Raw genomic sequence first — 21,281 nt, forward strand, 5'->3', positions numbered from 1 at the left:
ATTACCAGCGGTAGTGTGCGAAGGCCTTGTTGGACTCGGCCATCTTGTGGGTGTCTTCGCGACGCTTCACAGCGGCACCGAGACCGTTGGAGGCATCCAGGATTTCGTTCTGGAGGCGCTCGGTCATCGTCTTTTCACGGCGGGCCTTGGAGTAACCGACCAGCCAACGCAGTGCGAGGGCAGTGGAGCGGCCGGGCTTGACCTCAACCGGAACCTGGTAAGTAGCGCCACCAACACGGCGGGAGCGGACCTCAAGCGAAGGCTTGACGTTCTCCATGGCCTTCTTGAGGGCTGCGACAGGGTCGCCGCCGGACTTTGCGCGTGCACCTTCAAGGGCACCGTAAACGATGCGCTCGGCGGTGGACTTCTTGCCGTCGACCAGCACCTTGTTGATCAACTGCGTGACCAGGGGGGAGCCGTAAACGGGATCTACTACTAGCGGCCGCTTCGGGGCCGGACCCTTGCGAGGCATATTACTTCTTCTCCATCTTTGCGCCGTAGCGGCTGCGTGCCTGCTTACGGTTCTTCACACCCTGGGTATCAAGGGCGCCACGGACGATCTTGTAGCGCACACCGGGGAGGTCCTTAACGCGACCACCGCGGACGAGCACAATGGAGTGCTCCTGCAGGTTGTGTCCCACACCGGGGATGTAAGCGGTCACTTCAACGCCACCGTTGAGGCGCACACGTGCGACCTTACGGAGTGCCGAGTTCGGCTTCTTCGGGGTGGTGGTGTAAACGCGGGTGCAAACACCGCGGCGCATCGGGCTGCCCTTAAGGGCGGGAGCCTTGGTCTTGGAGACCTTAGGCGTGCGGCCCTTGCGGACCAGCTGGTTAATCGTAGGCACTCTCGTGTTCTCCGTTGGTTTGATCTCTACCGGTGCAATCTGGCGTCAGCCGTCCCTGCGCCGGTTTTGGCGTTGTCCCTGCAGCCATGGGGTTGAAACAAGTGCGTAGGCGTGCAAAAGTGTGGCATTCGTTGCGCACCTAGCCCGCAACCCGGAAACAAGCTCACGCCCAGCATCATGAGAACAAAACCAAAATGATGCTGCGGCGGCCTTCATCCACTGCCACACAGAACAATTACCAAAATTCTAGCACGGCTTGCCCTGGCGCCTTAATCGGGTGTATATGAAAGGCCCCGTCCCCCACCGATGGCATGCACGGCGGGAAACGGGGCCTCTCATAAGAGCGGGGCGGAGTCCCTACGTGCCGCGGGGTGCGACACGAGGGAACCTGCTGTGCCCGTTAGCGGAAATCGTTGCCGAGATCGTAATCGTCGAGCGGGATGGCGTGGAACTCAGGAGCTCCCTCGCCGCCCAGGGTGTCGTAGGAGAAGTCGCTGAAGGCGCTGGGGCCGGTGAACAGATTGGCCTTTGCTTCCTCAGTGGGCTCCACCGTGACCTCGGTGTAGCGCGGGAGACCCGTGCCGGCCGGGATCAGCTTACCGATGATGACGTTCTCCTTGAGGCCGAGCAGCGGATCGCTCTTGCCTTCCATGGCCGCCTGCGTCAGGACGCGGGTGGTCTCCTGGAAGGAAGCTGCGGACAGCCAGGACTCGGTCGCCAGCGACGCCTTGGTGATACCCATGAGCTCGGGACGGCCGGAAGCCGGCGTCTTGCCCTCGGATACAACGCGGCGGTTGGCGTCCTCGAAGCGGCTGCGCTCGGCGAGCTCGCCGGGCAGCAGATCCGATTCACCGGATTCGATGACCGTGACGCGGCGCAGCATCTGGCGGACGATAACCTCGACGTGCTTGTCGTGGATACCGATGCCCTGGCTGCGGTACACGCCCTGGACCTCGTCAACCAGGAACTTCTGCGCGGCACGGGGACCCATGATGCGCAGCACCTGCTTGGGATCGACCGGACCATTGATCAGTTTCTGGCCAACGCTGACGTGCTCGCCGTCTTCGATGAGGAGGCGTGAACGGCGCAGGACCGGGTAAGCAATCTCTTCGGAGCCGTCGTCGGGCGTGATCACCAGACGCATCTGGCGTTCCGTCTCCTCGATGGTGATGCGGCCGGCTGCTTCTGCAATCGGTGCGACACCCTTCGGGGTACGGGCTTCGAAGAGCTCCTGGATACGGGGCAGACCCTGGGTGATGTCGTCGCCACCGCTGGCGGAAACAGCACCACCGGTGTGGAACGTACGCATGGTCAGCTGGGTACCGGGCTCACCGATCGACTGTGCGGCAATGATGCCCACGGCCTCGCCGATGTCCACGGTCTTACCCGTAGCCAGGGACCGGCCGTAGCACAGTGCGCAGGTACCGACGCTGGACTCACAGGTGAGGACAGAGCGGACCTTGACTTCGGTGATGCCGGCTGCGAACAGCTGGTCAATGACGACGTCGCCGCAGTCGGTTCCGGCAGCTGCCAGTACGTTGCCCTTGGCATCGACGACGTCGACGGCCAGGGTACGTGCGTAGGCACTGTTCTCGACGTTCTCATCCAGGACGAGCTCGCCGTTGGAGTCTGCGATGGCGATCGGCGTGACCAGGCCACGCTCGGTGCCGCAGTCTTCTTCGCGGACGATGACATCCTGCGACACGTCCACCAGACGACGGGTGAGGTAACCCGAGTTGGCGGTACGCAGCGCGGTATCGGCCAGGCCCTTACGTGCACCGTGGGTGGCGATGAAGTATTCCAGCACCGACAGGCCCTCGCGGTAGGAGGACTTGATGGGACGCGGGATGATCTCACCCTTAGGGTTGGCCACCAGGCCACGGATACCCGCGATCTGACGGACCTGCATCCAGTTACCACGTGCACCGGAGGACACCATGCGGTTGATGGTGTTCATCGGGGACAGGCTGTCACGCATCGCCTGGGCGATTTCGTTCGTTGCCTTGTTCCAGATCTCGATCAGTTCCTGGCGACGCTCGTCGTCGTCGATCAGGCCCTTGTCGTACTGGCCCTGGATCTTGGCAGCCATGGTCTCGTAACCGGCGAGGATCGCCGGCTTGTCCTTGGGTACCTCGATGTCAGAGATGGCAACGGTGACGCCCGAACGGGTTGCCCAGTAGAAACCGGCATCCTTGAGGTTGTCCAGCGTTGCCGCGGTAACAACCTTCGGGTAGCGCTCAGCGAGGTCGTTGACGATCCGGGACAGTTCGCCCTTGTCAGCAACAGCCTCTACCCAGGGGTAATCCTCAGGCAGCGTCTGGTTGAAAAGGACCTGTCCGAGAGAGGTTTCGACCAGAGCGGTCTGACCCGGCTCCCAGCCTTCCGGAGCTTCCCAGCCTGCGTACGGAACAAAGCCCTCAAGGCGGATTTTGACCTTGGAGTTCAAGTGCAGCTCGTGAAGGTCGTAGGCCATGATGGCTTCCGCAACCGAACCGAACACGCGTCCCTCGCCGGCTGAACCGACACGCTTGGTGGTCAGGTGGTACAGGCCGATGATCATATCCTGCGAAGGCAGGGTAACCGGGCGGCCGTCGGAGGGCTTCAGGATGTTGTTCGAGGACAGCATCAGGATGCGGGCCTCAGCCTGGGCCTCGGGGCTCAGCGGCAGGTGGACTGCCATCTGGTCGCCGTCGAAGTCGGCGTTGAAGGCGCCACAAACCAGCGGGTGGAGCTGGATTGCCTTACCTTCAACAAGCTGCGGCTCGAATGCCTGGATGCCGAGGCGGTGCAGGGTAGGTGCGCGGTTGAGCAGCACCGGGTGTTCGGTGATGATCTCTTCCAGCACGTCCCAGACCTGCGGACGGTAACGCTCGACCATGCGCTTGGCCGACTTGATGTTCTGGGCGTGGTTGAGGTCAACCAGGCGCTTCATCACGAACGGCTTGAAGAGCTCCAGTGCCATCTGCTTGGGCAGGCCACACTGGTGCAGCTTCAGCTGCGGGCCAACGACGATGACCGAACGGCCGGAGTAGTCAACACGCTTGCCGAGGAGGTTCTGGCGGAAACGGCCCTGCTTGCCCTTGAGCATGTCGGACAGGGACTTCAGCGGACGGTTGCCAGGACCGGTAACCGGGCGGCCGCGGCGGCCGTTGTCGAAGAGGCTGTCAACGGCTTCCTGAAGCATGCGCTTCTCATTGTTGACAATGATCTCCGGGGCACCGAGGTCAAGCAGGCGCTTGAGCCGGTTGTTGCGGTTGATCACACGACGGTAGAGGTCGTTGAGGTCGGAGGTCGCGAAGCGGCCACCATCCAGCTGGACCATGGGGCGCAGTTCCGGCGGGATCACCGGAACGGCGTCAAGAACCATGCCAAGCGGGCTGTTGTTGGTGGTCAGGAATGCGTTGACCACCTTCAGGCGCTTGAGGGCACGGGTCTTACGCTGGCCCTTGCCGTTGGCAATGATGTCGCGGAGCAGGTCCGACTCGGCCTGCATGTCGAAGTTCTCAAGACGCTTCTTGATGGCTTCGGCACCCATGGAGCCTTCGAAGTACATGCCGTAGCGATCGCGCAGTTCGCGGTACAGGCCTTCGTCACCTTCAAGGTCAGCGACCTTGAGATTCTTGAAGCGGTCCCAGACCTGCTCGAGGCGCTCGATTTCGGCGTCGGCGCGCTTACGCACGTTCGCCATCTGGCGGTCGGCGGAGTCGCGGGCCTTCTTCTTGTCGGCGGCCTTGGCTCCTTCACCTTCGAGGCGCGCGATCTCGTTTTCGAGGTCACGGGCAATCGTGGCGATGTCGGAGTCGCGGTTGTCGATCAGCTGCTTCTTCTCGATGTCATGCTCAACCTGGAGGTTGGGCAGTTCTTCGTGACGGGCATCAGCGTCAACACTGGTAATCATGTAGGCGGCGAAGTAAATGACCTTTTCAAGGTCCTTCGGTGCCAGGTCAAGGAGGTAGCCCAGACGGGACGGAACACCCTTGAAGTACCAGATGTGGGTAACGGGAGCGGCAAGCTCAATGTGGCCCATCCGCTCGCGGCGTACCTTGGCGCGGGTGACTTCAACGCCACAACGCTCACAGATGATGCCCTTGAAGCGGACGCGCTTGTACTTGCCGCAGTAGCATTCCCAGTCACGGGAAGGGCCGAAGATCTTCTCGCAGAAGAGGCCGTCCTTCTCGGGCTTGAGCGTGCGGTAGTTGATGGTTTCCGGCTTCTTAACCTCGCCGTACGACCAACCACGGATGTCTTCCGCGGTGGCGAGGCCGATTTGCATGAGGCCGAAGGAGGATTCGCTGGACATATGGTCCCTGTTCTCTCTTGTTCTCTAAATTCTGAAGTCTTGGGTTACGGGAAGAGGGAGGCTGTTTCGGGAAGAGCAGCGCGGCTGGCCGGCTGCCCTTCCCGGAACATCCTGACTAGACCTCTTCTACGGAGCTGGGCTCTGCACGAGACAGATCGATGCCCAGTTCTTCCGCAGCCGTGAAGACTGCGTCATCAGAGTCACGCATTTCAATTGTGGTTCCGTCCGTGGAAAGTACTTCCACGTTCAGGCACAGCGACTGCATTTCCTTGATCAAGACCTTGAAGGACTCAGGAACGCCCGGCTCGGGGATGTTCTCGCCCTTGACGATTGCTTCGTAGACCTTCACACGACCGTGGATATCATCCGACTTGATCGTGAGGAGTTCCTGGAGCGTGTAGGCGGCGCCGTAAGCTTCGAGCGCCCACACTTCCATTTCACCGAAGCGCTGGCCACCGAACTGCGCCTTACCACCCAGCGGCTGCTGCGTGATCATGGAGTACGGGCCGGTGGAGCGCGCGTGGATCTTGTCGTCCACCAGGTGGTGGAGCTTCAGGATGTACATGTAGCCGACCGAGATCGGATCCGGGAACGGCTCGCCGGAGCGGCCGTCAAACAGGCGGGTCTTGCCGGAGGAGTTGATCAGGCGATCGCCGTCACGGGTCACGTTGGTCGAGTCGAGCAGACCTGTGATTTCCTCTTCGCGGGCACCGTCGAAGACCGGGGTGGCCACTGTGGTGGGACCGGACTCGCGGGGCAGGTTCGGCAGCTGCTTCATCCATTCAGGCTCGCCTTCGATCTTCCAACCGGTCTTGGCAACCCAGCCGAGGTGCGTTTCCAGCACCTGGCCGACGTTCATACGGCCCGGAACACCCAACGGGTTCAGGACGATATCAACGGGGGTACCGTCGGCAAGGAAGGGCATGTCCTCGATCGGGAGGATCTTGGAAATAACACCCTTGTTGCCGTGACGGCCGGCGAGCTTGTCGCCATCGGTGATCTTACGCTTGGCGGCCACGTAGACGCGGACCAACTGGTTCACGCCCGGCGGCAGTTCGTCGTCGTTGTCGCGGTCGAAGACGCGGACTCCGATGACGGTGCCCGACTCGCCGTGGGGAACCTTCAGGGAGGTGTCGCGCACTTCGCGGGACTTCTCACCGAAGATGGCACGGAGCAGGCGCTCTTCCGGGGTCAGCTCGGTCTCGCCCTTGGGCGTGACCTTTCCAACCAGGATGTCGCCGGCTTCAACCTCGGCACCGATGTGGATGATGCCGCGCTCGTCCAGGCCCGCCAGGACTTCCTCGGACACGTTGGGGATGTCACGGGTGATTTCCTCGGCACCAAGCTTGGTGTCGCGGGCATCGATCTCGTGCTCCTCGATGTGGATGGAGGAAAGGACGTCCTCGGCAACAATGCGCTGCGAGAGGATGATGGCGTCCTCGAAGTTGTGGCCTTCCCATGACATGAATGCCACGAGCAGGTTCTTCCCGAGGGCAAGCTCGCCCTGGTCCGTTGCCGGACCGTCAGCGATGATGCCGCCAACTTCCAGGCGCTGGCCTTCGCTGACCAGTACGCGGTGGTTGTAGCAGTTGCCCTGGTTGGAGCGCGCGAACTTGTTGATGCGGTAGTTGGTTTCCGTGCCGTCGTCATTGAGCATGATGACCAGCTCAGCGGAGACCTCGGTGACAACGCCTGCCTTCTTCGCGATGACGACGTCACCGGCGTCGACGGCTGCTGCGCGTTCCATGCCGGTTCCCACAACGGGAGCCTCGGAACGGACCAGCGGCACGGCCTGTCGCTGCATGTTGGCACCCATGAGTGCGCGGTTTGCATCGTCATGCTCGAGGAACGGGATCAGGGCGGTTGCCACGGACACCATCTGGCGCGGGGACACATCCATGAACTCGACGTCGGCAGCCGGGACGAGCACGGGCTCTCCCCCACCACCACGGGCACGGACCAGCACGGTCTCTTCGGCGAACCTCTTGTTCTCGTCGAGCGGGGCGTTTGCCTGGGCGATGAGGACTTCGGCTTCGTCGTCTGCCGTGAGGTACTGGACCTCGTCGGAGACAACGCCTTCGGAGACCAGACGGTACGGCGTCTCGATGAAGCCGAACGGGTTGATGCGGCCGTAGGAGGCCAAGGAACCGATCAGGCCGATGTTCGGGCCTTCAGGGGTTTCAATGGGGCACATACGTCCGTAGTGGGACGGGTGAACGTCGCGGACTTCCATGCCTGCACGGTCACGGGACAGACCACCCGGGCCAAGGGCCGACAGGCGGCGCTTGTGGGTCAGACCCGACAGCGGGTTGTTCTGGTCCATGAACTGTGACAGCTGGGAGGTTCCGAAGAACTCCTTGATCGCTGCAACCACGGGGCGGATGTTGATCAGGGTCTGCGGCGTGATGGCCTCGACGTCCTGGGTGGTCATACGCTCGCGGACGACGCGCTCCATACGGGACAGGCCGGTGCGGACCTGGTTCTCGATGAGCTCGCCGACGGCGCGGATACGGCGGTTGCCGAAGTGGTCGATGTCATCGATTTCGACGCGCAGTTCGTGGTCCTGGCCGTCGCGCTTACCCATGAGGGTCTTCTCGCCGGCGTGCAGGGCTACCAGGAACTTGATCATCGCAACGATGTCTTCAACGTGCAGGACCGAAGCTTCCTTGTCGCCAAGGGAGCGGTCGATGCCCAGCTTGCGGTTGATCTTGTAACGGCCGACCTTGGCCAGATCGTAACGCTTGGGTTCGAAGTACAGGTTGCGCAGCAGCGCTTCTGCGGCTTCAACTGTGGGCGGCTCGCCTGGACGAAGCTTGCGGTAGATGTCCAAGAGGGCGTCTTCGCGGGTTTCCGTGGCGTCCTTCTCCAGCGTGGCGCGCATGGAGTCGTACTGGCCGAATTCCTCAAGGATCTGGCCTTCGGTCCAGCCGAGGGCCTTCAGCAGTACCGTGACGGACTGCTTGCGCTTACGGTCGAGGCGAACGCCGACCTGGTCGCGCTTGTCGATCTCCAGCTCGAACCAGGCACCGCGGGACGGGATGATCTTGGCGGTGAAGATGTCCTTGTCGCTGGTCTTGTCAGCGGTGCGCTCGAAGTAGGCGCCCGGCGAACGGACCAGCTGCGAGACAACAACACGCTCTGTGCCGTTGACGACGAAGGTGCCCTTCTCGGTCATTAGCGGGAAGTCACCCATGAACACGGTCTGCTGCTTGATTTCACCCGTGTTGTTGTTCATGAATTCGGCTTTGACGTACAGGGGTGCCGAGTACGTTGCGTCCCGGTCCTTGCATTCGGCCATGGTGTACTTCGGATCAGCGAACTCCGGATCGGAGAAACTCAGGGACATGGTGCCCTGGAAGTCCTCGATCGGGGAGATCTCTTCGAAGATGTCCGACAGTCCGGACGTGGTGGCGACGCTGAGATCGTTTTCTTCGACGGCCTTCGCTACGCGTGCCTGCCAGCGTTCGTTGCCGACCAGCCAATCAAAGCTGTCCGTCTGCAGGGCAAGGAGATTCGGAACATCAAGAGGTTCGTGAATCTTTGCGAATGAGAGCCGGCGAGTGGCACCATCAGTGCTGTCGGCGGTGTTAGCGGTTTCGTTATTAGAGGTGCTCGAGGCGACCAAGAGGGATCCTTCCACAGACCTTCAGGCGTTTTCAGATCTCCCCCGTTGTGCACCTGTGGAGTGACTCCGCAGTGCTACCTTTCCGGTTCCGCTATATGACCCGGAGACCTGGTGCCGGTCCAACGCCGTGTTGACGGCGCGTTAATTAACCGGGTGCCAGGCTAAGCCCACCGCTATATGAAGGCTGAAGGTAAACAGGGAAGACGCAAATATCCACAATACGCCAAAGCCGTCATCTTGTCTACCTCACATCCCCGCGTATTGCAAGCACCCTGTTGCGCAGCTTCCCTGGAGGCGAAGGGTGACGCATTCGGCAGTACCTGGAATGGTGCCCTTGCAGGAATTACAGCCGGGTGTCGGACGTTTAAAAAGAGGCCTTGAATGCAGGCGTTCTCAGCGCACGGCGTTCGAGGCCACGGTAGCCTAGGCCTACATTGACTCCGGACGGAAGATTGCCATGACCAACACCGTAGACAACACTGACGTTGTCATCGTTTCAGCAGCCCGCACCCCTCAGGGGAAGTTGAACGGCCAACTCGCCAGCTTCACCGCTGTCGAGCTCGGGGCCCACGCCATCAAGGGTGCCCTGGCTGCGGGCGGAATCAGCACAGAGCAGGTTGACGCCGTGATTATGGGCCAGGTCCTGCAGGCGGGCGCCGGGCAGAACCCTGCGCGGCAAAGTTCAATCGGTGCCGGAATCGGCTGGGACGTCCCGGCCGTCACTATCAACAAGGTGTGCCTGTCCGGCCTGACAGCGGTCATCGACGCCGCCAGATCAATCCGCAGCGGCGATGCCCAGGTTGTGGTGGCCGGTGGCCAGGAATCCATGACCAGGGCGCCACACCTGCTGCCCGGATCCCGTCAGGGCTGGACCTACGGTGCCATCCAGGCCTTGGATGTGGCCGCCCATGACGGCCTGACGGACGCGTTCGACGGACAGTCCATGGGCCTCTCCACCGAGAGCGGCAACATTTCCCGCAGGATCGACAGGACGTCGCAGGACGAAGTAGCAGCAGCCTCGCACCAGCGCGCGGCGGCGGCCGCGGAGGTGCTCGCGGCAGAGATCACGCCCATCAGCGTCAAGCAGCGCAAGGGCGATCCCATCCTCGTGGCCACGGATGAGGGCATCCGTCCCCAAACCACAGTGGACACATTGGCAGGGCTGCGCGCGGCCTTTGCCACAGACGGCACTATCACGGCGGGCAACTCTTCACCGCTTTCCGACGGCGCTTCCGCACTTGTGCTGACGTCCCGCGCCTACGCCGAGGCAAACGGACTGGAGTACCTGGCGGTAGTGGGTAAACCGGGCCAGGTTGCAGGTCCTGACAACTCGCTGCACTCCCAGCCTGCCAATGCCATCTTTGCCGCCCTGGACAAGGCGGGCTGGACTCCCGCGGACCTGGACTTCGTGGAGATCAATGAGGCCTTTGGTTCTGTGGCCGTGCAGTCGCTGCAGGACCTGAAGCTGCCGCTGGACAAATGCAATCTCCACGGCGGCGCTATTGCTCTTGGCCATCCAATTGGCGCGTCAGGAGCCAGGCTTGCGCTGCATGCCGCCTTCGAGTTGAAGCGGCGCGGCCAGGGCAAGGCGGCAGTTTCACTCTGTGGCGGCGGCGGTCAGGGCGAAGCCCTGCTGCTGTACCGCGACTAGTGGGCTCCGCCAGTGCGACGCCGCTGATGGGACGCTGCCCATGACCGGTCAGCATTCAATGGGTACTGCCGCCGGCCCCAGCGGACGGGACAGGTTCCTGGCCGGCGCACGCGCGCTCGGCCTGGAAGTGGACCTGGTGGAGCGGCAGTCCGCCCGCAGCCTGCCTGAAGCGGCGCAGATCCTGGGGATCCCGCCGTCGGATATTGTGAAGTCCCTGGTGGTCAAGCACAAGGACGGCACGTTCCTCTTCGCCCTGATACCGGGTGACAGGCAGATCTCATGGCCCAAGCTGCGGGCGCTGGTGGGCGTCAACAAACTGTCCCTGCCGCCTGCTGATGCCGCGTTCGAAGCTACGGGCTACGAACGCGGGACCATCACGCCGCTGGGCAGCCGCATGGCATGGCCGGTTTACGCGGACAGTGCCGTGGCCGGGCACCGGATTTCCATGGGTGCCGGCGAACACGGCGTGAGTGCTTTTGTGGACTCTGACGCCCTGATCGCCGCACTGGATGCCGTCGTCGCGGATATTTCGGAGCCAGGCTAAGCCCCGAAGTTTCCTTCCGCCGCCACCCGATATAAAGCAGGCGGTTTAAAACAGGAAACCCCGCCCACCGAAGTGGACGGGGTTTTCTGCGTGCTTTGGAGCAGAAAGCGTGTGTTACTTGACGGTAACGGTGGCGCCTGCAGCTTCGAGCTGATCCTTGGCCTTCTCGGCAGCTTCCTTGGTGACGCCTTCGAGGACGGCCTTCGGAGCGCTGTCGACAACGTCCTTGGCTTCCTTGAGGCCCAGGGACGTGATGGCACGAACTTCCTTGATAACCGCGATCTTCTTGTCGCCGGCAGATTCGAGGACGACGTCGAATTCAGTCTTCTCTTCGACCTCTTCTGCAGCGCCGCCGCCGGCGGGGCCAGCAACAGCTACAGCAGCAGCGGTAACTTCGAAGGTCTCTTCGAAGAGCTTAACGAACTCGGAGAGCTCGATGATGGTCAGTTCTTTGAAAGCTTCAATGAGCTCTTCGTTGGTGAGCTTCGCCATGGTTGGCGTCCTTCCTTTAGTGGTGACGTGCGGCCTGGGGCCTCACACACCGGAGTCTGTTGGGTGGAAGAGAAAATCAGTTCTCTTCGGCTGCAGGAGCTTCAACCGAAGCTTCAGCTTCTGCGGGGGCTTCTTCAGCGGCGGGAGCCTCGGCAGCTGCCGGTGCACCGTTCTCTTCTTCAAGCTTGAGGCGCAGGGCATCAATGGTGCGTGCAGCGGCGGCGGCGGGTGCCTTGAGGACACCTGCAACCCTGGCGAGCTGCAGCTCGCGGGACTCGAGTGCTGCCAGGGCAACAACTTCGCTGGCGTTCAGTGCCTTGCCCTCGAAGTAACCGGTCTTGATAACCAGCTGCTTGTTGGTCTTGGCAAAATCCGTCAGGCTCTTGGCAGCTGCAACGGCGTCACCCTTGATGAAAGCAATTGCAGTGGGGCCGGCGAGCTGGTCATTGAAAGCTTCAACGCCTGCTTCCTTGGCTGCAATGGCGGTCAGGGTGTTCTTGACGACCGAGAACTTGGTGTCCTGGCCGAGAGAAACACGCAGCTGCTTGAGCTGTGCAACGGTGAGCCCGCGGTATTCGGTCAGGACAGCGGCGTTCGATTCCTTGAAATCGTTAGTGATCTCAGCTACTGCTGAAACCTTGGTAGGCGTTGCCATAACCCTCCTTCCGGGAATAGTGCCGGTATTCGGAGGTCCCTGCCCAGGTGGGCTAAAACTAAAAACGCCCCGCGCAGATGCACGGGGCTTGGCTCAACACAGAACAAACCTGCGGAGTTTTTGCTTCGTTCACCTGCGCCGGCCGCCCTGCGTTGAGGGGCCTTCGTCCGGAGACCCACTGGTTCCCTGGCGCGCAACTGCAGAAGTGAGTTGAACTTCAGGGGGTGGATTTCCAACAACCGACGGTCTTTGGTAGTTCAAGCTTACGGGACAAGCCCGGCTACCACCAAATCCGCCCTCAGCTGCTGCTGGACCCCATGTGGGGCAGTTCCTTCCGCCACGTTCCGGTGACCCCGGCGGTGGTGAAGCCCAATTGCCGGTTGACTGTCAGCAGGTACCTGTTCTCGGGAGCGTTCCAGGTGTAGATGACCCGGGCATCCGGGAACTGTTCGGTGAGGCGGACCATGTTGGCCACCTTGATCAGCAGGCCCAGCTTGTGGCCTCGGTGCCCCTGCAGTACCAGGGTGTCATCCTGGAAGACGATGTCCGGGCGGTGGGCCAGGACGGTGATGGTCGTCAGCCCCACCAGTGCCCCGCTGGCGATTTCCTCGACGGCGGTGACCACCGTACGCCGGCCCTGGGCAATGGTGACGTCTTCGGCTTCCCGCAACATGGCGCCGTCGAACACCAGGCCCTGCTCCAAGCCGCCTTGAAGGTCCGCATCCAGGTCCGCTCCGGCCTGGTTTTCCAGGAGTGCGACGCCCTCCAGCCACTCGTCAGGGCAGCGATCCGTCCAATGGTGCAGCCGGTACCTCCCCGCATTGGCTTCCTCGGCCTCGGCGGTGAGGTCCCCAACAAGCTTGGTATCCAATGGCAGCAGGCAGGAGCTGAACTGCTCAATGTGCTCCAAGGTGTATCCGGTGCGTTGTGCGAAGTCCACCTCGCGGCTTTCGAGCGGCACAAATCCCTGGCCGGATTCGGGTACCAGCTGGCCGCGCGAGAACTCATCCAAGGTGGCCCCCGGATGGTTGGTGTCTACCAGGATCCGGCTGCGGCCCGCGCTCCTGGCCAGGTGCTCGGCGGCCTCCAGCAACCGGCGGCCAACTCCCCTGCGCTGGAACTCAGGCAGGATATCCAGCGTGAACTCTGCTACGTCAAGGTCCTCGGTCAGGGGTAAGGCAATGTCCGCCGTGCCGATAATTTCACCGTCCACCCGCGCGATCAGAATGATCTGGCGCTCATACGGATCCGCCAGCTCCAGCATTTTTTCCTGCGCGGTATAGGCCAGGTCATCGCTCCCCCACGTTTGCATCCTGACCTTGCGGCCCACCTCGATCGCGGCGAGGAAGTCGAGCGCATCCTCCGCTTCCAGCGAGTCAGGAATCCAAAGCTGCTCAATCCGTACGTTATCTGCCATGGGACTCAATTCAGCCGTTTTTGCCACTCACCTTGATACCCGGCGGGCCTGAAACCAAGCGACATGTTAATCGCCAGCATATGCCGGTTCTCCACGGCGTTCCACGTCAAGACGTGCCGCGCGTCCTGCCATTGCCGACTGGCCCGGCGAAGGTTCTCGATTTTGACGCGCATCCCGAGGTTTCGCCCCCGATGACCGGAAATGACGAGGGTGTCCTGCTGGAACGCCGTCCTCGAGCCGGGCCGCCAATTGAGCTCGGTGTAGGCCACAAGCTGCCCGCTGAGGGGATCCTTGGCGGCTGTCAGCAACGACTCATACCCGCTGAGGGCAAGCTGACTTTCAGCACGCCGCACCCGTTCGGCGTCCCAGTCTTCCTCTTCCCAATCCAGGCCGGCAGTAGGGACGTCGGTGCTCATGCGACGCTTGAGCGCGGCAAATCCGTCCAGCAGCTCCTTCGGACACGATCCACGCCACCACACCAGTTCGTATCCGGCCGCCTGCGGAAGGATGGCCGCTTCCTGCTCGGCCAGCTTCGGTTCAATTTCTTCAAGGTCCACCCGGCTGGACTGTTCCACCTGTTCCAGCTGATATCCGGCTGCCGAGGCAAAGGCAATGGCGGGTTCGGACAGCGGCAAGGCTCCGGAGCCGGAATTCGCGGGCAAAAGGTCAGTGGCGCCGTCGAGCAGTCCGGCCGGGATCTCCACGTATCCGTCCAGCGAGGTACGGCGCTCCCGCATGGCCACGCGCTCGGCAAACTCCAGCAGGGCTGTTCCGAGCCCCTGCATGCGGAAGTCGTGCGCCACGATGACCTGGATTCCCGCCGTCGCCGTGTTCTCCCGCAGCGGCAGCTCAACCGAGCACCTCCCGACCGGCTCACCGTCCAGCCGCGCCAGGAACAGCCGCCGGTCCTCGTAGGGCGTTCCCTGCCAGTGCACCAGGCTCTCTGCGCGGGTAGGGCACCGGTCCAGGTCTCCCCAGCGCTCCAGCTCCACCGTCTCGCGCAGTGCCTGGCAGGCATCAAAATCGGCCGACGGCGGCACATCGGCAGGTGTGCCGCCGGGCTCCCCTGGTTCGAAGTGCAGGGGAGGAACCGCCACAGCGGTGATGTCCAGGCTGCCCGTCCGCTTGCTCATCCTGCCAGCCTAAGCCTCTGCCCGCCCGGCCGCGACGAAAACCAGGGATGGTTTGTTCGGGCAGTTAAACAGCAAAGCCGCCCGGTGATGCCGGGCGGCTTTGCTTTGTTCGAGGAAGCTTACGCTTCGGTCAGGACCTTCGTGACGTTCGGGTCCACGGAGATGCCCGGGCCGAACGTGGTGGCCACGGTGGCCTTCTGGATGTAGCGGCCCTTGGAAGCGGACGGCTTCAGTCGGAGCACCTCTTCCAGTGCTGCGGCGTAGTTCTCGGCCAGCTTGAGGGCGTCGAAGGAAACCTTGCCGATGATGAAGTGCAGGTTGGAGTGCTTGTCGACGCGGAAGTCGATCTTGCCACCCTTGATGTCGTTGACAGCCTTCGCGACGTCAGCGGTAACGGTGCCGGTCTTCGGGTTCGGCATCAGGTTACGGGGACCCAGTACCTTACCGAGGCGGCCAACCTTGCCCATGAGGTCCGGGGTAGCCACGGCTGCGTCGAAGTCGGTCCAGCCGGCTGCGATCTTTTCGATCAGGTCATCGGAACCAACGAAGTCGGCGCCGGCAGCGATTGCTGCTTCTGCCTTGTCACCGTTCGCGAACACCAGGACGCGGGCCGTCTTGCCCGTGCCGTGGGGAAGGATAACCGTGCCGCGGACCATCTGGTCAGCCTTGCGGGGGTCAACGCCCAGACGGAAGGCAACCTCTACAGTGGCGTCGAACTTGGACGGGTTGGTGTCCTTGGCGAGCGTAACTGCTTCGAACGGGGTGTAGACGCTGTCTGTCCCGATCTTGGCGGCTGCTGCCTCATATGCTTTGCTGCGCTTTGCCATGCTGCTTATTTCTCCTTGTGCAGTTGTGGTCTGCGGACCGCGCTGGGCCCTGCCACAGTCGCCGTTCCGGCTGTTCTATCCAGCCCGGATCTTGCGACATTTTAATGTTTCGGTGGTGCCGGTTTCCCGGCGGGGAGGGCTATTAGCCCTCGACAGTGATACCCATGGAACGGGCGGTACCGGCAATGATCTTTGCTGCACCTTCGAGGCTGGTGGCGTTGAGGTCTTCCATCTTGGTGGTGGCGATCTCGTTAACCTGGGCCTGGGTGAGCTTTGCAACCTTGACCGTGTGCGGGGTGGGGGAACCCTTGGCTACGCCGGCAGCCTTTTTGATGAGTTCCGCAGCCGGCGGGGTCTTGGTGATGAATGTGAATGAACGGTCTTCGTAGACCGTGATTTCCACGGGGATGACGTTGCCGCGCTGGGATTCCGTCGCAGCGTTGTACGCCTTGCAGAATTCCATGATGTTGACACCGTGCTGGCCAAGCGCAGGACCGATCGGCGGGGCCGGGTTAGCGGCACCTGCCTGGATCTGCAGCTTGATGAGGCCGGTGACCTTCTTCTTGGGAGCCAATGTAGGGTCCTTCTCTCAATTACGTCCTGGGGCACAGGAGCGTGCCTCAGGTTTTTGGCCGCCATGGCGAGGCGGCCGGCCGTTCCGCCGCTGCTAAGCGGGCAGTTGCGGAACGAATTCTGTGATGGTGCTAGATCTTGCTGACCTGGTTGAACGCCAGGGTGACAGGGGTTTCGCGTTCGAATATGGACACGAGGACCACCAGGGTCTGGGAATCGACCTTGATCTCGGAGATCGTGGCGGGAAGGGTCTCGAAGGGGCCTTCCTTGACGATGACGGATTCGCCAACCTCGAAGTCGATGTCCACGGGGGCCTGGCTCTGCTTGTTGACCGGCTTGCCCTTCTCGGCCTGCTCTTCTTCGAAGACGGGAGCGAGCATGGAGAAGACTTCATCGAGGCGCAGCGGGACCGGGTTGTGGGCGTTGCCCACGAAGCCGGTGACACCCGGAGTGTGGCGGACGGCGCCCCATGAGGCATCCGTGAGGTCCATGCGGACCAGGACGTAACCGGGAATCCGGACGCGGTTGATGACCTTGCGCTGAGCGTTCTTAATCTCAACGACCTCTTCCATGGGCACCTGGATTTCGAAGATGTAATCTTCCATGTCCAGGGTCTGGATGCGGGTCTCAAGGTTTGCCTTCACGCGGTTCTCGTAACCTGCGTAGGAGTGGATGACATACCAGTCACCCTCCTGGCGGCGCAGCTTGGCCTTGAACTCTTCAGCCGGATCGGCAGCAGCAGTTGCGGCGGCAGCAGCGAGTGCATCCGCTTCGCTGCCTTCCGTGCCTTCTGTATCGGCAGCACCTTCGGAGTCGTCCGCGTCTTCGGCGGGCTCGGCGTCTTCGCCTGCAACGATGTCTTCGTCGGACTCGCCGGCGGGCGCAGCAGACTCAGCCACGGACTCATCGCCGGCGCCAGCCGTAGCCTCTGCCGTGTTGTCCGTGGACTCTTCCAGCTCAGTCCCGGTTACCTCGAGCTCCTGCTCAGACACTTGGTCTCCTGCTTCCTCATTGCTAAACATGCTATTTAAATGGCTCAATTCCACAGACCCCGTGAATTGCTCCGGTTACCGGAGAAACACGCAGCCTGCGGAGCTATAGCCCTACTGGTCCGTTGAACCCGAGCTGCCGAAGACCCAGCCGACGGCGGTTCCGAACCCGATATCAAGCAGGCTGACGATGACCATCATGATGGCCACAAACACCAGCACCACTATGGTGTAGTTGATCAGCTCTTTCCGGGTAGGAGATACCACTTTCTTCAGTTCGCCAATAACCTGGCGGACGAAGAGAGTAATGCGGGCGAAGAATCCAGCCTTTTTAGCCGGGCTGCCTTTGGAGCTGCCCGCAGCCGTTTCGGTCACCAGAGCCTCACTCTTCTTTGCGATGTCGGTTTACCCGGTCCGGAGCCGGACCATGTTGCTGCGCTGGTTCCGGCTACCCGCCGGAACAGCTTGCGCAGGGCAGACAGGACTCGAACCTGCAACCTGCGGTTTTGGAGACCGCTGCGCTACCAATTGCGCCACTACCCTATGGATCAAAAACACTTCCGGAGGTGCGCCGGCCCAGCAGATACCAAGGCAATTACCAGGGCAATTACCGAGACAATTCGAAAGGCATAACGCATCGTCCGTGTTTTCAACACCGGTGAACCAGTCTACGCAAGAACTTGCCCTACGTCGAACCAGCGTCCTGCGGCGTACTTCAGCGGCATGTTTCAAGCGGAACCAGTGGGCGTTCAGGCCTCTCCCCGGTGGTTCATATTTGATCCGGCAGAGCCTGGAATATCCGGCGAACAGCATAGAGTAGGACCCGAACCAATCCACCAAACCAGCCCCGTGCTGCCAGTGACGAACGGACCTGCCATGTCTGCCGCCCGCGTTTCCCGCCGAATCTCCGCCATCGCCGAGTCCGCCACCCTCGCCGTGGATGCCAAGGCCAAGGCGCTGAAGGCCGCTGGCCGGCCTGTCATTGGATTCGGCGCCGGCGAGCCGGACTTTCCCACGCCGGACTACATCGTCAAGGCAGCCGTTGAGGCGGCCGGTCAGCCGAAGTACCACCGCTACTCCCCCGCGGGCGGGCTGCCCGAACTGAAGAAGGCCATTGCCGCCAAGACGCTGCGCGATTCCGGTTACGCCGTGGACCCATCCCAGGTCCTGGTAACCAACGGCGGCAAGCAGGCCGTCTACAACACCTTCGCCACCCTGGTGGACCCGGGCGACGAAGTGATTGTCCCCACCCCGTTCTGGACCACCTACCCGGAGGCGATCCGCCTGGCTGGCGGTGTACCCGTGGAGGTCTTCGCGGGCCCTGAGCAGGACTACCTGGTCACCGTTGAGCAGTTGGAAGCCGCGCTGACGGAGCGAAGCAAGATCCTGCTGTTCGTCTCGCCGTCCAACCCCACCGGCTCGGTGTACTCGCCGGAACAGGTCGCGGAGATCGGCAAGTGGGCCGCGGCCAAGGGCCTCTGGGTGGTTACCGATGAAATTTACGAGCACCTCACGTACGACGGCGTCCCGTTCACCTCCATCGCCACCGCCGCCCCCGAACTCGGGGACAAGGTTGTCATCCTCAACGGTGTTGCCAAGACTTACGCCATGACCGGCTGGCGGGTCGGCTGGATGATCGGTCCGGCCGACGTCATCAAGGCAGCCACCAACCTGCAGTCGCACGCAACATCCAACGTCTCGAACATCATGCAGGTCGCAGCACTGGCAGCGGTCTCCGGTCCGCTGACCGCCGTCGACGAGATGAAGGTGGCCTTTGACCGCCGCCGCAAGGCGATAGTTGCCGGACTCAACGCAATCGAAGGTGTCGAATGCCCGACGCCGACAGGTGCCTTTTACGTCTACGCGGACGTCCGTGCGCTGCTGGGTAAGGCATTCCCGACGGCGGCCGGTTCCGCCACCCCGTCGACTTCGGCAGAACTGGCAGCACTGATCCTGGACGAGGTAGAGGTGGCAGTGGTGCCGGGAGAAGCATTCGGCCCCTCCGGCTACCTGCGCCTGTCGTACGCACTCGGTGACGAGGACCTGGCCACCGGCGTTGCCCGGCTCCAGGACTTCCTGGGTAAAGCCCGGTAAGGGTCCTTACGAGCCCTGCTAAAGGAGACGGCGCTCTGCCGCCCATTTGGTCAGCTCATGCCGGCTGGACAGCTGCAGCTTACGAAGCACAGCTGAGACGTGGGTTTCCACGGTCTTGATGCTGATGAACAGTTCCTTGGCTACTTCCTTATAGCTGTAGCCGCGGGCGATCAGCCGCATCACCTCGAGCTCGCGGGCTGAAAGGCGGTCAAGTTCGTCGTCGGCGATGTCCGCCGGTGCCGTGCCGAAGGCATCCAGCACAAACCCTGCGAGCCGTGGGGAGAACACCGCGTCGCCTCCGGCCACCCGGAACACCGCGTTGGTGATTTCTACCCCGGAGATGGTTTTCGTGACGTAGCCGCGGGCACCGGCGCGAATGACAGCTACGACATCCTCCGCGGCGTCCGAGACACTCAAGGCCAGGAATTTAGTGCTGCCCAGCAGCGGAGCGGAACCGGCGATGACTTCGCGCCCGCCGCCGCCCAGCCCGCCGGGCAGGTGGACGTCGAGAAGCACGACGTCGGGACGCGTCTGCGCGATGACGGCGATGGCCTGTTCAACGGTTGCGGCCTCACCCACGACGTCGATCCCGTCGCCCAGGTCTGCCTTGAGCCCGGACCGGAAGATCGCATGGTCGTCCACAATGACCACCCGCGCAGATTGCTGTGTCATGGCTTTGCCTCCACATTTTCCGTACTGGCCGGCAGTGTCAGGCGGACCTCGGTACCTTCATTTGAACTGGTGATAACCGCTTCTCCACCATGGCGTTTCATACGGCCGATGATCGATTCCCGTACTCCATAACGGTCAGGCGGCAGGGCCTGCGGATCGAATCCCGGCCCGCGGTCGCGGACAAAGACTTCGGCGCTGTTCCCGGCAATCTCCGCATAGACGGAAACTGTCCCACCCCCATGGCGGGCGGCGTTGAACATGGCCTCGCGGGAAGCCTGGACCAGGGCTTCGTGCTGTTCGGTCACCAGGGTGTCCCCAACGGTCACCACCTCGACGGCGTTACCCAAAGCATCCTCGACCTCCGCCGCTGCTGCCTTGATCCGCTCTGATAGCTGTGCGGGATCCGCGGCCGTGTCCCGGTATAGCCAGGCACGCAACTCGCGTTCCTGGGCACGGGCCAGCCGGACGACGTCGTGCTCGTTGCCTGCCCGCCGCTGGATCAGCGCGAGGGTCTGGAGGACGGAGTCGTGAAGGTGGGCCGCAATCTCTGCCCTCTCGGTTTCACGGACCCGGCCGGCCCGTTCGATCTCGAGATCGCGCCAGAACTTCAGGCCCCACGGGAGCAGTACCAGGGCTACGCCGCCCAGCACGGCCACGGATGCAAGGAGTGCCAGCCAGGTCTGTTCCCACGACCCCGAGCCGGACACCGTTACCAGCACGCCGGCAACTACCAGGGCCAACCCCGCAGCCACCCGCACCCAGCCGCCCTGCTGGCGGGCACCGGCCTTCTCCAGCAGGCCCGTGCGGCGGTTCTCGTCCAGCTGCATCCATGCGATGGCAGCCCCGCCCAGCACTGCAGCCGCTGGAATGATGGTGCCCAACGGGACATTGGCACCGAGCATTTGTGCAATCAGGATCCCTGCCACCAGGAGCAGCCCGGAACCCAGGAGGATTTCCTTGCCGTAGGGAATGGTGGACCAACCTCGGAGGCCCCCGTTGACGCTGCCATCCTCTGTGCGCCCGCTGAAGTTGGTGCGACTGCTGGGCCCGCTGCGGCCGCCGGGGCCCTCGCCGCCCTGCGGGGCACCAGCTTCGGGGCCGGAGCCGGGTGCTGGGGGCCCGGCCGGCCACAACCCAGCACTGGGACCAAAAGGCTGGCTGACGGCGGGAGCAATGGCCGACGCCGGGCGGCGGGCATTGCGCCGGGCCGCTTCATCCGCAGTGGGAACCATGATCCACAGCCACGCATAAAAGACAGCACCCGAGCCGCCCAACACGGCCGCGAGCGCCATGGCGATCCGGATATTCCGCACCGGCCAGCCGAGGTGCCGGGCGAGGCCCGAACACACCCCGGCAATCATGCGGTCTCCGCTGCGGGTCAACGGAGGGCGGAGGGGAGCGGTGGTCATGATTCAATCCAAACACGGATCAGGGCACCCCGGAGCGGAATCAGCCGCCAAC

General features: G+C 62.6%; 17 protein-coding genes and 1 tRNA gene. 3 read left to right on the forward strand and 15 right to left on the reverse strand.

What is annotated here, in order from left to right:
- Position 1 precedes the first annotated feature (1 nt).
- The 4 genes from rpsG to rpoB form a co-directional block, all read right to left on the reverse strand.
- A complete protein-coding gene (rpsG, locus tag AC50X5_RS03645) occupies positions 2 to 472 on the reverse strand; it encodes a 30S ribosomal protein S7 (RefSeq protein WP_056543994.1) in 471 nt (156 codons plus the stop codon).
- Between the two features lies 1 nt (position 473).
- The gene (rpsL, locus tag AC50X5_RS03650; RefSeq protein WP_009358312.1) at positions 474 to 848 is read right to left on the reverse strand and encodes a 30S ribosomal protein S12; all 375 of its coding nucleotides are present in this window, start codon (positions 846 to 848) and stop codon (positions 474 to 476) included.
- A gap of 400 nt (positions 849 to 1,248) precedes the next feature.
- Positions 1,249 to 5,148 carry a DNA-directed RNA polymerase subunit beta' gene (locus tag AC50X5_RS03655; protein ID WP_493984322.1) on the reverse strand — a complete coding sequence of 1,300 codons (3,900 nt, stop codon included), beginning with the start codon at positions 5,146 to 5,148 and terminating at the stop codon, positions 1,249 to 1,251.
- Positions 5,149 to 5,263: 115 nt separating this feature from the next.
- Positions 5,264 to 8,773: a DNA-directed RNA polymerase subunit beta gene (gene rpoB / locus AC50X5_RS03660; protein WP_493984321.1), complete on the reverse strand. Its 3,510-nt coding sequence runs from the start codon at positions 8,771 to 8,773 to the stop codon at positions 5,264 to 5,266.
- Between the two features lie 457 nt (positions 8,774 to 9,230).
- On the opposite strand from rpoB, the gene AC50X5_RS03665 reads away from it, so the two are divergent.
- The gene (locus AC50X5_RS03665) at positions 9,231 to 10,424 is read left to right on the forward strand and encodes an acetyl-CoA C-acetyltransferase (RefSeq protein ID WP_494974741.1); all 1,194 of its coding nucleotides are present in this window, start codon (positions 9,231 to 9,233) and stop codon (positions 10,422 to 10,424) included.
- Between the two features lie 40 nt (positions 10,425 to 10,464).
- Complete coding sequence (locus AC50X5_RS03670; RefSeq protein ID WP_494974742.1) at positions 10,465 to 10,968, forward strand: aminoacyl-tRNA deacylase; 504 nt, start codon at positions 10,465 to 10,467, stop codon at positions 10,966 to 10,968.
- Positions 10,969 to 11,082: 114 nt separating this feature from the next.
- Here AC50X5_RS03670 and rplL read toward each other — a convergent pair whose 3' ends face one another.
- The 9 genes from rplL to AC50X5_RS03715 all read right to left on the reverse strand — a co-directional run bounded on the left by rplL (position 11,083) and on the right by AC50X5_RS03715 (position 17,597).
- Positions 11,083 to 11,460, reverse strand: coding sequence for a 50S ribosomal protein L7/L12 (gene rplL, locus AC50X5_RS03675; protein WP_493984317.1), 378 nt, complete (start codon positions 11,458 to 11,460; stop codon positions 11,083 to 11,085).
- A gap of 76 nt (positions 11,461 to 11,536) precedes the next feature.
- Entirely contained in the window at positions 11,537 to 12,115 is a 579-nt protein-coding gene (gene rplJ, locus AC50X5_RS03680) for a 50S ribosomal protein L10 (RefSeq protein ID WP_494974743.1), read from the reverse strand.
- A gap of 298 nt (positions 12,116 to 12,413) precedes the next feature.
- Positions 12,414 to 13,532, reverse strand: coding sequence for a GNAT family N-acetyltransferase (locus AC50X5_RS03685; protein WP_494974744.1), 1,119 nt, complete (start codon positions 13,530 to 13,532; stop codon positions 12,414 to 12,416).
- A gap of 5 nt (positions 13,533 to 13,537) precedes the next feature.
- Complete coding sequence (locus tag AC50X5_RS03690; protein ID WP_494974745.1) at positions 13,538 to 14,665, reverse strand: GNAT family N-acetyltransferase; 1,128 nt, start codon at positions 14,663 to 14,665, stop codon at positions 13,538 to 13,540.
- 119 nt (positions 14,666 to 14,784) lie between these two features.
- On the reverse strand, positions 14,785 to 15,492 hold the full coding sequence (rplA, locus tag AC50X5_RS03695; RefSeq protein ID WP_463934670.1) for a 50S ribosomal protein L1: 708 nt from the start codon (positions 15,490 to 15,492) through the stop codon (positions 14,785 to 14,787).
- A 142-nt stretch (positions 15,493 to 15,634) separates the two neighbouring features.
- On the reverse strand, positions 15,635 to 16,066 hold the full coding sequence (gene rplK, locus AC50X5_RS03700; RefSeq protein ID WP_248759567.1) for a 50S ribosomal protein L11: 432 nt from the start codon (positions 16,064 to 16,066) through the stop codon (positions 15,635 to 15,637).
- Between the two features lie 130 nt (positions 16,067 to 16,196).
- The gene (nusG, locus tag AC50X5_RS03705) at positions 16,197 to 17,057 is read right to left on the reverse strand and encodes a transcription termination/antitermination protein NusG (RefSeq protein WP_494974746.1); all 861 of its coding nucleotides are present in this window, start codon (positions 17,055 to 17,057) and stop codon (positions 16,197 to 16,199) included.
- Positions 17,058 to 17,168: 111 nt separating this feature from the next.
- Entirely contained in the window at positions 17,169 to 17,429 is a 261-nt protein-coding gene (secE, locus tag AC50X5_RS03710; RefSeq protein ID WP_463934673.1) for a preprotein translocase subunit SecE, read from the reverse strand.
- 95 nt (positions 17,430 to 17,524) lie between these two features.
- A tRNA-Trp gene (locus tag AC50X5_RS03715) sits at positions 17,525 to 17,597 on the reverse strand.
- Between the two features lie 333 nt (positions 17,598 to 17,930).
- Here AC50X5_RS03715 and AC50X5_RS03720 point away from each other — a divergent pair.
- The gene (locus tag AC50X5_RS03720) at positions 17,931 to 19,148 is read left to right on the forward strand and encodes a pyridoxal phosphate-dependent aminotransferase (RefSeq protein ID WP_494974747.1); all 1,218 of its coding nucleotides are present in this window, start codon (positions 17,931 to 17,933) and stop codon (positions 19,146 to 19,148) included.
- Positions 19,149 to 19,166: 18 nt separating this feature from the next.
- Here the strand turns inward: AC50X5_RS03720 and AC50X5_RS03725 are convergent, their stop codons facing one another.
- Together AC50X5_RS03725 and AC50X5_RS03730 are read right to left on the reverse strand one after the other, a co-directional pair.
- Entirely contained in the window at positions 19,167 to 19,820 is a 654-nt protein-coding gene (locus tag AC50X5_RS03725) for a LuxR C-terminal-related transcriptional regulator (RefSeq protein WP_494974748.1), read from the reverse strand.
- Entirely contained in the window at positions 19,817 to 21,229 is a 1,413-nt protein-coding gene (locus tag AC50X5_RS03730) for an ATP-binding protein (RefSeq protein WP_494974749.1), read from the reverse strand. The genes AC50X5_RS03725 and AC50X5_RS03730 overlap by 4 nt, the downstream gene beginning before the upstream one ends.
- Positions 21,230 to 21,281: the final 52 nt, after the last annotated feature.

The sequence above is a fragment of the Pseudarthrobacter sp. MDT1-40-2 genome, assembly GCF_059383595.1.